The sequence below is a fragment of the Thermosporothrix hazakensis genome (genome assembly GCF_003253565.1).
GTDB lineage: Bacteria > Chloroflexota > Ktedonobacteria > Ktedonobacterales > Ktedonobacteraceae > Thermosporothrix > Thermosporothrix hazakensis.
This window is the reverse complement of the sequence record NZ_QKUF01000004.1, coordinates 233,448-248,323: the sequence shown is the minus strand read 5'-3', so window position 1 is coordinate 248,323 and position 14,876 is coordinate 233,448. Positions and strand designations below refer to the sequence as shown.

9 protein-coding genes are annotated in these 14,876 nt (G+C 53.1%); 6 read left to right on the top strand and 3 right to left on the bottom strand.

Annotated elements, in window-relative coordinates; all coding sequences use genetic code 11:
- The first annotated feature begins 269 nt into the window (after positions 1–269).
- Complete coding sequence (locus tag EI42_RS33165; protein ID WP_211326097.1) at positions 270–1,865, top strand: cellulose binding domain-containing protein; 1,596 nt, start codon at positions 270–272, stop codon at positions 1,863–1,865.
- Between the two features lie 53 nt (positions 1,866–1,918).
- Here the strand turns inward: EI42_RS33165 and EI42_RS09220 are convergent, their stop codons facing one another.
- Positions 1,919–2,896, bottom strand: coding sequence for a helix-turn-helix domain-containing protein (locus tag EI42_RS09220; protein ID WP_170142489.1), 978 nt, complete (start codon positions 2,894–2,896; stop codon positions 1,919–1,921).
- A 302-nt stretch (positions 2,897–3,198) separates the two neighbouring features.
- On the opposite strand from EI42_RS09220, the gene EI42_RS09215 reads away from it, so the two are divergent.
- From EI42_RS09215 to EI42_RS09190, 5 genes are all read left to right on the top strand, one after another.
- Entirely contained in the window at positions 3,199–5,658 is a 2,460-nt protein-coding gene (locus EI42_RS09215) for a glycoside hydrolase family 48 protein (RefSeq protein WP_111321117.1), read from the top strand.
- Between the two features lie 355 nt (positions 5,659–6,013).
- Positions 6,014–7,066 carry a LacI family DNA-binding transcriptional regulator gene (locus tag EI42_RS09205; protein WP_246046451.1) on the top strand — a complete coding sequence of 351 codons (1,053 nt, stop codon included), beginning with the start codon at positions 6,014–6,016 and terminating at the stop codon, positions 7,064–7,066.
- Positions 7,067–7,150: 84 nt separating this feature from the next.
- Positions 7,151–8,458 (top strand): ABC transporter substrate-binding protein, encoded by a 1,308-nt coding sequence (locus EI42_RS09200; RefSeq protein ID WP_211326096.1) that lies wholly within the window; start codon positions 7,151–7,153, stop codon positions 8,456–8,458.
- A 57-nt stretch (positions 8,459–8,515) separates the two neighbouring features.
- A complete protein-coding gene (locus EI42_RS09195; protein ID WP_111321109.1) occupies positions 8,516–9,517 on the top strand; it encodes a carbohydrate ABC transporter permease in 1,002 nt (333 codons plus the stop codon).
- A gap of 14 nt (positions 9,518–9,531) precedes the next feature.
- Positions 9,532–10,404: a carbohydrate ABC transporter permease gene (locus EI42_RS09190; protein WP_111321107.1), complete on the top strand. Its 873-nt coding sequence runs from the start codon at positions 9,532–9,534 to the stop codon at positions 10,402–10,404.
- Between the two features lie 430 nt (positions 10,405–10,834).
- Here EI42_RS09190 and EI42_RS09180 read toward each other — a convergent pair whose 3' ends face one another.
- Both EI42_RS09180 and EI42_RS09175 read right to left on the bottom strand, forming a co-directional pair.
- Positions 10,835–11,191, bottom strand: a complete 357-nt coding sequence (locus tag EI42_RS09180; RefSeq protein ID WP_111321104.1) for a Rieske (2Fe-2S) protein — start codon at positions 11,189–11,191, stop codon at positions 10,835–10,837.
- A gap of 13 nt (positions 11,192–11,204) precedes the next feature.
- Positions 11,205–13,817: an FAD-dependent oxidoreductase gene (locus EI42_RS09175; RefSeq protein WP_111321102.1), complete on the bottom strand. Its 2,613-nt coding sequence runs from the start codon at positions 13,815–13,817 to the stop codon at positions 11,205–11,207.
- Positions 13,818–14,876 lie beyond the last annotated feature (1,059 nt).

The window sequence follows — 14,876 nt, the reverse complement described above, 5'->3', positions numbered from 1 at the left end:
AGTGAATGTTTTCTCAGCAAAAGATGATGAATCTGGTTTGTTTTTGGTAGAGAAGCCAGGTGCGAGATGGTATCGTGTATATCTTTATGTATTGTTTATGCGTATCTGTCGGTTGACGCTCTCGTATCTGGATGGTATAGTTTCAATGAAATTAAGGTAATTATTCAATGAAACAGGAAAGGAGGGAGTGCCAGCAAAAAAAAGTGTTCACGAAGGGAAACATCAGGGAAGTGTAGATTGTTCTTTACTCGAAGATAAAGGATGAGCTGATGAAAGGATTCTTCAAACCAGTAGCACGATGCATGCTCTTTGTGATGCTTACAGGAATGACCTTCCTGACTGGCCTGACCGTCTTGTCGTCGCAACAGAAAACAGCTCACGCAGCGGAAAATTTTGTGTACCGCTGTGGTACACACTTCTGCCTGGGTGATCGCTACTTCTACTTTGCGGGCGCCAACACCTACGACGTGTTCACCTACGGAGATGGAAGCAGCTCTTCAACACCTGATGATATCGAGAATAAGTATATGGACAAGGCGAAAATAGACGCCCATATGGCCGCACTGCAAAGTGACGGTGTTTCCGTGTTGCGCCTCTGGATGTTCAGTCATGAGACGTGGCATGGTTTCGAGCCGTCAAAAGGCGTCTATAACGAGGCCGAGTTTGCCCTGTTTGACTACATCATTCAATCCGCGAAGGCGCATAATATCCGCTTGCTGCCCACGCTGGAAAACTACTGGACGGCCTACGGCGGTATTGATACGCGTCTACAATGGGAGGGGCTACCCACGGGCGATGCGAACCGCTGGATGTTCTTCAATAAGACCAAATGCCCCGGCTGCTTCACGCAGTATAAGAACTACGTGCACTATGTGCTGAATCGCGTCAATCACTATAGCGGCGTGGCGTATAAAGATGAGCCGACTATTTTTGCCTGGGAGCTGATGAATGAGCCGCGCTATCAGAACGCTACACCAAACGAGAACTCAACTGGAACCACGCTGCGCGCCTGGGTAGATGAGATGGCGTCGTACATCAAGAGCATCGATTCTCACCATATGGTCGGAACCGGGATTGAAGGGCATCAGGCGAAGTATGGCTTCGGCGGGGATGAAGGGAATCCCTTTGTCTACCTGCAACAATCGCCCTTTATTGACTTCACGTCCGCTCACCCCTATCCTACCGAGGAATGGGCACATCTCAGCCTTGATCAGACCAAACAGTTGATCGATGCCTGGGTGAATGATTCGCATAACGTGATTGGAAAGCCCTTCTTCATGGGCGAGTTCAACGTCAAGGGAGTGGATCGCTCGACGTGGTGGCGCGAGATTTACGGGGAATTGGAGCGTCTTGACGTGGCCGGCTCGGCTTTCTGGTGGTATCAGGCGACGAATGTAGACAGCACCTACGGGGTCTCGAAAGGTGCTCCCGAACTGGCCGTATTCCGTCAGCACTCGGCGAACCAGCAGGCCAAGAATGTGCCCATTAACGCAACGCCGACCCCTGGCATCACGCCAACAGTTTCCCCGACCATCACGCCGACTCCTGGCGCAACCTGTAGCGTGCGCTATACGATTGAGAGCCAGTGGCCGGACGGCTTTACCGGGAAAATCAAGATCACAAACAATGGCTCAAGCACCATCAATGGATGGACCCTTGCTTTCAGCTTCGCGGCAGGCCAGAAGGTGCAGCAGGGATGGTCGGCGACCTGGTCACAGAGTGGCGCAAACGTCACCGTTACCAATGCTTCATGGAACGGGACGATTGCGCCTTCTGGTTCGGTTGAAATCGGCTTCAATGGCTCCTGGAAGGGGAGTAACCCTGTTCCTGCAACCTTTACGTTGAATGGCACCGTTTGCCAGTAAAGCATCAGGTATACGTTCGCGGCAGGGAGGATCTATCACGCCTCCCTGCCTGCTTATTGCTCTCCCCGCCAGAGAACTTCTGCTGTCGTGCTGTTGGTGCCCTGCGTAAACGTGAAATGCATCGAGCCATGCTGTTGCGAGTAGGGAATATACACGATGACCTGAACTGGCTGGCCGGTTGTGCCTGTGCCTTGTGTGGGATTCAGGCGGGCACCGAAATCGCAAGAGTCAATCACCCACTGGAATTGAACTGGTGATGGTGTGTTCCACTGAAGATTGAGCGTGCAGCGATAGCCAATTGAATCAGGTTCACAGGCTCCGGGTGTAAGTGTCTGGGGTAAGATAAGCGCCTTTGGAAGCGCAGGCGTTGAAGATATACTGTTATTGGCTTGTGCTTTGACGGCTGTGATTGTTGCTGTGGGTGTGCTTTCTAAAGGTGTAGAGACTATTTGTTTACCGAAAGCATCGCCCTGTTTCGCGATGAGAGAGAACAACAGCACTCCTCCGAGACAGAGCAGGAGCAGCAGCAAACCGCCACCTTTGAGCCAGCCTGTAGAGCGCCTTTTTGAAGATGATGGAGGAGATGGCGGTGCGGGGGGAAGCGTCTGTAGCCATGCTCGTACTGTTTGCGCGTTCTCGGTGTTGCCAAGCTGCTCAAAGGTATTCAGGCTCATTTCACCCAGTTCTCGCGCGTCCTCATGCTGCCCGCGGAGCGCCTGCACATAGGCGTATTGCCAGAGGGCATGGGCATGATGTGCACTTTCCGCACGTTTGAGCATCGAGGCAAAGAGATCCTGCTGTTCTGGCAGTGGTGGCGGCTCTTCAAGAGAGTTGCCGAGCAGGCCAAGAGCATCGGCGTTGGTTTGAAAGAGCTCGCAGAGCTTCTCGCGAAAGTAGGGGGTTGGTGAAAAAAGTCCTCGTTCCCAACGGCTGACCGTTGCGGCATCTGTACCGATGAGCCGAGCAACCTTTGCCTGTGACCACCCTCGTAGTTCACGCGCTCGCTTCAAGCGGTGATTCGGCGTCGTCATGTGCACGTTCCTCCTGAGATCAGGCAAGAATTGTCCAGACATCCTTGTCTGTCCTCTAGCTGTTCAATGTCTGTCGAGAAAGTGTCGTTGCATCTGCAAAAAGGAAATGGCTATAATTGTCCTTACAGCAGTATTCCAATCATAGCATAACCTGAGTCGAATTTCACTATCCATAAAGAAAGTGGGGGAAAAAGAAGTGTAACTGGAAGATGATTTTGTAATGGTCACAGGCACAGCAAGAACAGAGGTGACGGGTACTGGACGCTCGTTGGCAGTACAGTTGCATAACAAGGAGGTTCGGAATGATCTCGCGAAAGATCATTCACAGTGTGACCATGATGGTGATAGCCGGTCTATTGCTTGTTTCCGGCAGCTTCAGTATCTCCTACTGGCACGTTCGACCGGTGCAGGCGGCTCCTCTGGCCGATGATACTTCTCAATATACCGAGCGCTTTCTGACGCTCTACAAGAAGTTGAAAGATCCGGCCAACGGCTACTTCAGCCCCCAGGGTATTCCCTATCACTCCGTTGAAACGCTCATCGTCGAGGCCCCTGACTACGGGCATGAGACCACCTCAGAGGCGTTTAGCTTCTGGATCTGGCTTGAGGCGGTTTATGGCAGGGTCACAGGTGACTGGCAGCCCTTTAACAACGCCTGGGCGACAATGGAGAAATATATCATTCCCTCCACTCAGGATCAGCCAACCAATGGCGGCTACAACGCCAGCAGTCCCGCACAATATGGGCCGGAGTCGCCCGAGATCAGCGACTACCCGGTACAACTGGATTCACAGGTTTCGGTCGGTCAGGACCCCATCGGCAATGAACTGAAGCAGACGTATGGGAACGCCGACGTCTATGGTATGGCCTGGTTGCTTGATGTTGATAACTGGTATGGCTATGGGCGCTGTGGTGATGGCAAGACGACCCCTTCCTATGTCAACTCGTATCAGCGTGGCGCATCGGAATCTGTCTGGGAAACGGTTGTGCACCCTTCCTGTGAAACCTTTACCTGGGGTGGCAACGACGGGCATGGTTTCCTGAGCCTCTTCAATAAACCGGCTTCTGGCGGCAGCTACGCGCAACAGTGGCGCTATACCGATGCTCCTGATGCCGACGCTCGTGCTATCCAGGCTGCTTACTGGGCGTACACCTGGGCAAACAGTCAGGGTAAAGGCAGCGCGGTTGCTTCTACAATCGCAAAAGCTGCAAAAATGGGCGATTTCCTGCGCTATGCGACCTACGACAAATACTTCAAGACATTGGGCTGTCAGAGCGTGAGCTGTCCGGCTGGAAGCGGGAAAAATAGCTCTACCTACCTGCTTGGCTGGTATTATGCCTGGGGTGGCTCGCTGCCTTCTGCCGGAAACTGGGCGTGGCGTATTGGATCCAGTACAGCCCATCAGGGCTACCAGAACCCGCTTGCCGCGTGGGCGCTGAGTAACGTGCAGGCATTGAAGCCGCTTTCACCCACCGCTGCTACCGACTGGTCGACCAGCCTGAAGCGCCAGCTTGAGTTTTATCGCTGGCTGCAATCCAGCGAAGGCGCGATCGCAGGTGGAGCAAGCAATAGCTGGGATGGCCACTATGCCACACCGCCCGCCGGAACGCCGACGTTCTATGGTATGGCGTATGACTGGCAGCCTGTCTATCATGATCCTCCAAGCAACAACTGGTTTGGTTTCCAGGCCTGGTCGCTTGAACGTGTGGCAGAATACTACTATGTGACCGGTGACGCGCAGGCAAAGGCGATTCTGGACAAGTGGGTTGCCTGGGTGAAGTCGGTGACAAAGCTCAATGCTGACGGCTCCTATGCGATCCCCTCAACGCTCAAATGGACCGGTCAGCCCGATACCTGGAATGCTGCGAATCCCGGACAGAACGCCAATCTTCACGTCTCGGTGGTTGATACGACGTCCGATGTTGGAGTGACGGCTGCGCTTGCTCGTACGCTGCTCTTCTACGCGGCAAAAGCGAATGATACCGCCTCGCGCACGCTCGCACAGCAGTTACTTGATCGAATGTGGACCAGCTATGCGGATCCAAAAGGTGTCTCCAATCCTGAAGTGCGCGCCGATTACAACCGCTTTGATGACCCCGTGTATATCCCGAGCGGTTGGACGGGCAAGAACGCTCAGGGGGCGACGCTGGATTCGTCTCTGACCTTCATCTCGCAGCGCCCGCATTATAAGCAGGATCCCGATTGGCCGAAGGTGCAGGCCTATCTGGATGGTGGTGCGGCCCCGACCTTTACCTATCATCGCTTCTGGGCGCAGGCTGATATCGCGATGGCGATGGCAGATGTGGCGCTGCTCTTTGGCGATAACACAACGCCGACACCAACAAACACCCCTACCACAACGCCGACCACGACTCCTACAAGCACGGTCACGCCGTCGCCAACCACGACCGTGACGCCGACACCGACAACGCCACCGAGCGCTGTCTGTAAGGTGAACTATTCCGTGTCGAATCAGTGGCCGGGCGGCTTTACAGCCTCGATCACCATTACGAACACCGGGAAGACGGCTATTAATGGCTGGACGCTCGAGTTCAGTTTCCCGGGAGATCAGAAGGTGCAGCAGGGGTGGAACGCCAAATTCTCGCAGAGCGGGAAGGAGGTGACCGTTACCAATGAAAGCTATAACGGCTCCATCGCGCCGGGAGCTTCGGTGAATCCGGGCTTTAATGGCTCGTGGAGCGGCACGAATACACCTCCAACCTCGTTCACTTTGAATGGTTCTCCTTGTAGCACTTCATGACGCTCGTCATGCATGGGAATACCCCGGGCCTGTTGGTTCCGGGGGTTCCTTTTCTCTTGTTCATGAACGTTCATCTGCTTCTGAGGCGCTCTGATAAAGAGGGTGTCCGTGCATCTTTCCGCGAAAACAGCCCCGCTCTTGCTTTTTATGTGAAGGGATTGAGAATAGAAACGTATAAGGAACAGATAGACCGACTCTATGTACGGGGCACTTGCGGCCTATGGAGCCGGTTCAACGAGAAGATATTGACAGTAGAGAAAGTATATGGTATTACTTTTTCAATGAAACAATGATGAATTTCATTGAAAGAGCGTAGTGAGAGTAGGCGAGGATGAAACAAAAAGCAGGCAGCTCTGTGACAGTGAAAGATATCGCACGTGAGGCTGATGTATCGGTAGGAACGGTCTCAAGGGTGTTCAATAACCACAGCAATGTAACCGATGAGATTCGCGAGCGCGTCTTGCGTGCAGCGGCACGACTCGGCTATACACGCGCCGTTAGTCAGCGGGGCGCAGGCCGTGGGGACAGTAGCGCTTTGAAGGAGATCGGCTTTCTGTATTGCTCCTATCTTGATACCAATGCGGCAACGAATAATCCCTTCTGGTCACATATTCTCGATGGCGTGGAGAACACGGCGCGGCAGCTCAACATGAAAGTAACCTATCGAGCAATCGGAGAACTGACTTCCGATCCCGACGCGCTACTTGAGACGATCAGCAAGATGAAGCTCGGTGGAATCCTGCTGGTTGGCCCTGCCGAGCCGGAGACCGTTCAGCAGATCCAGCGCCTGAATATTCCGCTGGTCCTGGTAGATAACCATGTGACAGGCATTTCGGTTGATTCGGTCCTGTGCGATAACTTCGAGGGAGCTCGGGCTGCTGTTGAGTATTTGATAGAGGAGGGGCACAAAGAGATTGCCTTTATTGGTGGCCCTGTGCTTCCCGGGCCCCGACCCAGAAACCGAATCTATACGCTGGAACGGCGCGCGGCGGGCTATCGTGCGGCCCTCCTGGATGCCGGGATTCCTGTTGATTATGCGCTTTTTGAGGAGAGCGAGCTTCACCCCGATAGCGCCTATGCTGCCTGCAAGCGCTTGCTTGAGCGAGGGGTGCACTTTACCGCCCTCTTCGGAGCAAATGACAATGTCGCGATCGGGGCAATGAAGGCCTTGCGCGAGGCCGGGCTGCGTGTTCCCGAAGATGTTTCATTGATTGGGTTCGATGATATCGACATGGTGGAGCATCTGACCCCGGCGCTGACAACCGTCCATATCGATAAGGAGGCGATGGGCAATGTTGCTGTGAGGCGGCTTCAAGATCGAAGTATGGAACCGAACATGACAGCCATTACCTGCATTGTAGCGGTAAAGCTTGTCAAGCGTGACTCTGTACGTTCCTGTAAGCAATAAGTGTTCTGAAGCGAGATACCTGTCTTCTCGCTTCAACACAGCTCTCATGTTCTACGAAGGAGTGAACAAGCAATGGTATTTTCGATGTCACGACGACGTTTCCTCATGAACAGTGGTAAAGCGGCACTCAGTATGAGCGTTGCCGGTTCAGTGCTTGCTGCTTGTGGCTCGGATGACTCGTCATCTGGTGGTGAGTCGGTCACTTTGACGTATGGTTGGTGGAGTAATGGACCGGTCAAAGACAACGCTATGCTTGCCTGGATCAAGGAGTTCGAGAAGACGCATCCCAACATCAAGATCAAAGCGGAGATCCTTCCCTGGGGCAACTATTGGAGCAAACTTCAGACCACGGTAGCCGGTGGCAACGCCTATGATATTATTGGCATGGCAGGCAGCCAGGCAGCTCCCTACTATGAACAGGAAGCCCTGTATGATCTGAGCACGCTCCCGGGCTATCAGGATGTGGTGAAGGCGCTCAAACCTGAGGCGATGAGTCTTTGTAGCTGGAACGGTAAACAGTTCACCTTGCCTGTGGGGATGTATGTTCCACTGCTCGGGTATAACAAAGACCTGCTGAAAAAGGCCGGTGTCCCCTTCCCTGATCCTGTGAAACCGATGAGCTTTGATGAATTTAAAGCGATTGCGAAGAAGCTTGTCAAGCAAGAGAACGGGAAATATACGCAATACGCCATCAACATCAACAATCTTGACCCGCTCTGGACTATGCTTATCGAATTAGAGGGCGGGCAGGTCTATGACAACCCGGTGAATCCGAAGAAGCTGTTGCTCAACTCTCCTCAGGGGATAAAGGGCCTGGCAGATTGGCAGAGCCTCTATACGGAGCACCTGGCTGTCCCCTTTACTGAACAGGTGAATGGTCCCTGGGGCACAGGTGATATTGATAGCCTGCTGACGGAAAAGGTCGCTTTTGCGCGTGTCGGTGCTTTTACCTTTGCCCAGATCGAGCAGCAGAAGCTACAGGACAAGATCGGAGCAACGCCAATCTTTGGGATCAATGGCAAACAGGTGACATTAGGAAATGCCAATAGCTTCGGTATCTATCAGGGGAGCCAGCACGTCAACGAGGCCTGGGAGTTCATCAAATGGGTGACGCAGACAGAGCCGAACAAGACCTACGCCAAATTGAGCGATGTGCCAACAAACGTCACCGCCTTCAATCAGATGTCCGACTACTTGACACCGAAGCAGTATGTTCCCACGCTGACGGAGGCCGCGAAATATTTCAAGCCAATCGTCATGACTCCTCATCAGAAGCTCCTCGATGAGTACACGAATATCTTACCTGATCTGGCGAGTGGAAAGCTTTCTCCTGAACAGGCTGCGCAACAGATGGAGCAAAAGGGAAATGCGGCCCTCTCTTCGGCCTCATAAGATCTGAGGGAGATGCAGGATGCATTCTCTGCTGTTCCTTGACAAAGGAGTCTTTGTATGGCGATAACCGAGCATGCCAGGGATGCGGTTGCTCTCAAAGCGAAGCGCTCGAAGCAAACCAGGAAGCGCTTTTTTGGAAGGGAGGCTGTCGCTGGCTATCTCTTCATCTCTCCCTGGATTATTGGCTTCTTACTCTTTTACCTGTATCCGCTGCTGAACACGATCTATAACAGCTTTACTCGCTACAAATTGTTTGGCAAGCCGCAATGGATCGGGTTTCAGAACTACGAGCAATTGCTGTTTCATGATCCTGTCTTCGCCGCAACATGCTGGCATATGTTGCTGTATGTGACTGCCTCGACAGTCATCTATATCGTGGGAGGGCTTGCGTTGGCGCTGCTGCTCAGCCGGGCCTTTCCCGGAAACCACTTTTTTCGGACCGTGCTATATCTACCAAGCCTGATGGTCGGGGTCGCGATTGGTTCGATGTTTGTGCAGGTCTTCAATGCGGGCGAGTACGGGCTGTTCAATACGATTCTGGGGCTTTTCGGTATTGCTCCGGTGAACTGGCTCAACAACTATAATAATCCCGAGATCGGGCTTGTGGCGCTCATTTTCGTCAACTTCTGGTTTGTGGGCGGTACGATGTTGATCTTCATTGCGGGTCTGAAGGGAATTTCGCAGACCTATTACGAGGCGGCTCGTATTGACGGCGCGGGGGCCTGGCATCGCTTCCGCTATATTACCCTGCCGCTATTAACGCCCGTCATTCTCTTTAACACAATTATGACGCTGATCGGCCATATTCAGGTCTTCGATACGGCGCTGATTTTTGCCGGTGGTGGTTCTGGCTCTGTCGGTGTAAGCGGCCTGGGAAGCGTGTTGGGCTATCATAACAGCCTCTCGACGTTCCTGACCTACCTGTATCAGCAGGCGTTCGTCTCCCGAAACTATGGTTATGGCTCGGCTCTGGCTGTTGTGATCTTCCTGATAACGCTTGTGCTGACTATCGTTGTGCTGTTGATCTTCCGGCGTTCGGGCAATACTGATCGCTGGTAGGGAAGGAGGAAGAGATGAGCTCACAGGCAGAGACGACACGGCATGCGCTGTATCAGCGGGGGCGCACGTTGCAGCGCCTCAGTATCATTCTGACCTATATCATCCTGGTGGTGGTGGCATTCTGTATTCTGCTGCCGTTTATCTGGCTGCTTTCTGCCTCGTTGAAAAACCAGACGCAATATTATGCCGTGCCGATTCAGTGGATTCCGCAGCCGTTTGTCTGGTCGAACTATGTCGAGGCCTTTACCAGATACAACTTCGGGCGCTATGTGTTGAACAGCGTTCTGTTAGCGATCTATGCGATGGTCGTCAATACGCTTTCGTCATCGCTGGTTGCTTTTGGCTTCGCCCGCTTTCGTTTTCCCGGGCGCACGCTCTGGTTTATCCTGATGTTGTCGACGCTGATGCTGCCATCACAGGTATTAACCATTCCGTTGTACGTGATTTTTCGCAACCTGAAATGGATTGATACCTTCTGGCCGATCATCGTGCCGCAGCTTTTTGGTTCGGCCTTTAACATCTTTCTGTTCCGTCAGTTCTTTATGGAATTGCCGAAGGAGCTTGACGAGGCGGCGCGAATCGATGGCTGTAGCAACCTGCGGATCTGGTGGAATATCATCCTGCCGCAGTCGAAACCGGTCATCATTGTGGTGGCGATCTTCTCGTTTCTGGCGAGCTGGCGTGATGCCTGGAACCCGCTGATTTATTTGAGCAGCCAGAATAACCGAACGATCCCGCTTGGTTTGCTCTACTTCACCGATGGGTACACCTCGGTGTATCCGCAGATGATGGCCGCGACGGTCATTGCGCTGGCGGTTCCGGTGCTGCTTTACGCGATAGGGCAGCGGTACATTGATAGCGGTGTGGCGATCGCTGAAATCAAGTGAGGCTATGAGGATCACATGCATTGTCACGTGATCCTCATATGCAAATCCTCTGAGAAAATAGTCCCCCTCGCTGAGGAAATTGGAGGGCGTGACCGATTCCGGGCCTATTCTTTCCACGGACCGGCGCTGCTGTGTGGGCGCACGCTGGAACCCGTCTTGCTCTCTCTGTTTGCGTGGGGCGTTCAGTTTGCCGATGCAGGAGCGCAAAGAATTGGAAGAGCATTTGCACTGTTTGATGTGCTGCTGAAGCAGAACCGTAATAAACAGAAGTGCAATGAAAAGGAGAGCGACCGGAGGATGTGTCACTCTCCCGAATTACTACAGGAAGCGCCGCTGCTTCTATCGCACCATTGCGAGTAAAGGACACTGGCAGTACGAGCCTGCCCCTGTTCGCGGAGTAGAGCAAGCAGACGGAACAAAGGAGGACGATTTATTCTAGCTGTAGCACGATATTCCTGGAGCTGTCCACCGTCACCGGATATAGCGTGAGTGCCGTGCAGGACGGCATTGAGGGGGCTCCTGTCCTTAAATCGAATTGATAGCTATGCAGAGGACAGAGCACAGTGTGCGAGCCCACAAGGCCATCAGCGAGCGGCCCATTTCTGTGAGGACAATGAGCCTGCGTTGCATAGAGGGTATCGTCACGGGTGCGGAAAATGGCAATCTGCCTTCCGGCTACCACATAGACCCGGCCTTCTCCTGGCGGTATCTGTTCGATTGAACCCAGATGATAGGTCGTTGTGGTGCGTGGAGTAGTCGAAACACCTGAAGAAACGCTAATGGTCATAGGTGCAAGCCTCCTATTCTGTGTATGCGAGCACTTCAGCAAACTGATTCGCGGTCACGGGTCGCTCCGCTTCCTGCCAGGGGTCGCGATAGGCGTCAACCGCTTCCTGAATCGCCTGATCGAGCTGTGTGGCGATGCCTTCAACATCTTCAAGCAGAAGCTGGCGTATCCGTTCGATGCCGATGCGCTCTACAAATGCATAGGTTCGTTCCTGATACCTGGCGTGTTCCCGATAATATTGCATAAAGCGCCCGATAAGCTGAAGGGCCTCATCATGAGTGTTGACAGTGCAGAGAAGGTCGCCTTTGCGTACGCGAGAGCCCGCTGCCCCACCGATATAGATTTCCCACTGGCCGCCCTCGATAGCAACAACGCCGATATCCTTTGTTGTTGATTCTGCACAATTGCGGGGACATCCCGAGACGGCAAGCTTCAGTTTATGGGGCGATTCAATCCCTTGAAAGCGTTGTTCGATTTTGACCCCGAGCGCTGTGCTATCGCCCAGGCCGAAGCGACAAAATTCGCTGCCGACGCAGGTTTTACAGGTCCGGAAGGCTTTTGTGTAGGCATGACCTGAGGGCATTCCGAGTTCGCGCCAGACGGCGGGCAGGTGCTCCTTACGCACGCCTAGCAGATCGATGCGCTGCCCTCCGGTGAGCTTGACCATCGGCACCTGATACTTTTCTGCGACATCCGCGATCCGACGAAGTTCTTGCGGAGAGGTGATGCCTCCATAGATACGCGGTACGACGCTGAACGTGCCATTGTTCTGGATATTGGCGTGTACACGGTCATTGATAAAGCGGGCATCTCGTTCATCCTCGTACTCCTTCCCCCAGATAATTTTGAGTAGCGAAGCCAGCCCGGCCTTGCTCTGTGGGTCCTCCTTACCATTGGCGAGCGCCTTGAAGACTGCGGAGACGCTACGTAATTGCTGTTCCTTGATTGCCTGCACCAGTTCTGGCTTGCGCAGGGGAACACCCGGCACGTAGTAGTGAATCGAGGGGTCTTCAATCAACTCGCTGCCTGCGGCAAGCTCCAGCAGTACCTGCACCTGTCCCTTGCAGGAGCCACAACCGGTACCGGCCCGCGTTGCTGCCGTGAGCATAGGAAGGCTGCGCTTGCCCGCCTTAACCGCCGCGATAATCGTGCCTTTCGTCACACCGTTGCAGTTACAGATCTGGGCATCGTCCGGCAGCTCGGCCAGCTCCTGAGCGGGGTCAAGAGAAAGCCCGGAATTGAGTGCCCCGAGGTTGAAGAGGGATATGAGCAACTCGGCGCGATTCTCGGGAAGCGGCTGTTTACGCTCAAAGTAATGTTGCAGGCGAGCCGCACCCGAGCAGTCGCCCAGTAGAATTGCATTTTCTAAACGATTCTCCCGGATGAGTATCTTTTTGTAGATACCCTTCTCAGGCTCAGCATACGAGAGAACCTCGTCTTTGGCGCGTACGCGCCAATCTTCCCCCAGAACAAGAAGTTCGATATCCATGACCTTTAGTCTGGTTGAGAGGCTTGAGCCCTTATAAAGCATGTGAGTGAGAATGTTTGGCGAAGTGCTGTGAAGTGTGTCAGTAGATATGTTAGCAGATGTGTTAGAGAGTGTGTTAGCAGATATGTTAGCAGGTGTGTGTGATGGTGTGTCAGTAGATGTGCTGGTAAGCGTGTTAGCAGATGTGTGAGCAAGAGTGTGTGCATGTGTCAGACGCTCAGCAAGGACGCGAGCCTGCTCCCAGAGAGGTGCGACAATCCCATACGTCTTGCCTCGATGCTGTGCACATTCACCTATCGCAAAGATAGCAGGATCGGACGTGGCAAGCGTATCATCAACGAGAATCCCGCGCTCGACGGTTAATCCGGCCTGTATCGCAAGCTCGGTATTGGGCCGAATTCCGGTTGAGATCACCAGCATATCGCCATCGAGCGTCGAGCCGTCGCGAAACGCCAGGCCGGTGAAGTGTTGCTCACCGAGGGCTGCGATGGTATGTCGTTCCAGGTGGACATGCAGGCCTAGCCGCTGTAACGTGGTCAGCAATATCGCGCTAGCCGACTCATCGAGTTGCGCGTTCATGAGGACCGGAGAAGCATGCACTATATGGACTTCTAATCCACGAGCCAACAGTCCCCGGGCCGTTTCTAGCCCGAGCAGTCCACCACCAAGTACGATTGCTCTCCGAGCACCTGCCGCGAAATCAAGCATGGTGCGACAATCGTCAAGCGTACGAAAGACAAAGATGCCGGGTTTGAATTGGGAGGGAGCGGCATAGAGATTGTCCAGTGGCGGAATGAAAGGGCGGCTTCCCGTTGCAAGAACCAATTGGTCGTAATGTGCCTCATATCCCTGATCTGAACGGACAACGCGACGAACCGGATCAATCATGGTGACGCGCTGTCCGGTGAGCAACTGAATCCCGTTTGCGCTATACCAGTCAAGCGGCTGAATGGAAATGGTGTCGAAGGTATCGACTCCGGCCAGCACATGGGAAAGGAGGATGCGATTATAATTGCCATATGGCTCTTCACCGAACATGGTAATGCTATAGAAATCGTTGCCGTGTCGCCTGACAAGCTCCTCGACAAAGCGCGCTCCAACCATTCCATTGCCAATGACTACAAGCTTCTGCGTCATTGAGGTAGCCTCTCCTTTCTACTCTTCTTTATCTGGTACATCTTTTGCCAGGCCATTGCATGCATCCGCCCTCCTGGATTATCTCCTTTCAGCGTGGTGGAAATAGCAACAGTTCTACCGGTCGAGCGGTTGACAGTGTATATCTTTCAGTGAATTTGTACAAAAAACTGTTCTGTTATAAGGTACCACGAGGAATAGAGAGGAAAAACAGCTAAATTATCTCAATTACAGAACCCGTGATTTGTGCAATCTGTACAGTACTGCAACAGAGACGGCTTCTTATGCGGGAGTGTATCACCGTGATTCGTGAAGCAGGGATGCCGCCCGGAGTAAGTCCACCTGCCCCATCTACAATACTGTTCAGAATGTGGTGGGTCATCTGTTCCGCTGTGCAGGGCTTGCCGTCCTGGAACCACTCAAGGGCAGCACCCAGAATTGACCTGCCCTGAGTAGTCACTCTGATCCTCTATATCCTGAATTGTAGGAACGAGAGTGCCTGATATGAGTGTTTATGTGCTTTTTCTCTGGTTACTCTCTTTTCCTGTTTTTGTGAGGAATGTCAGCAAAATGAGCAAAGAGAAGCGCTATTTTCTTCTGTCTGAGATAAGAAAACAATTGCTTAAGGAATATGCGTTCAGAATTGGAAAATATGTGTGTTTAGAGCAGATGTCGATCAAGACATTGTGGCATTATGACGCATCGGGCTCTGTGACCTGTCAGCATCAATGGAACAAGTAGCTATCGCTTCTATGAGGCAAAGCAATTAAGCGACCTTGCTTGTATTGTGGGCCTGAAAGATTGTGGCGGGATGAGATTGCCGGGTTGCTCCGTCTGCATGATCCATCTGAAATCAAAGAGCTACTGCAACAACTGAGCTGGTATGGCTACAAGCATCATGGCGTGGTTCCATCAGCTTGAGTAGCCTGCAATGAGCGTATCTCTGATGTCGTGCTGAGCCGATTACGATGCTCGGTCCCCGTCAGCCGTTTGATTCTAGGCGCAAACTGGTGATGTTGCGAAGGCCCTGGTATGAGGAGCGCTTTATTACAGCGCTTGGAA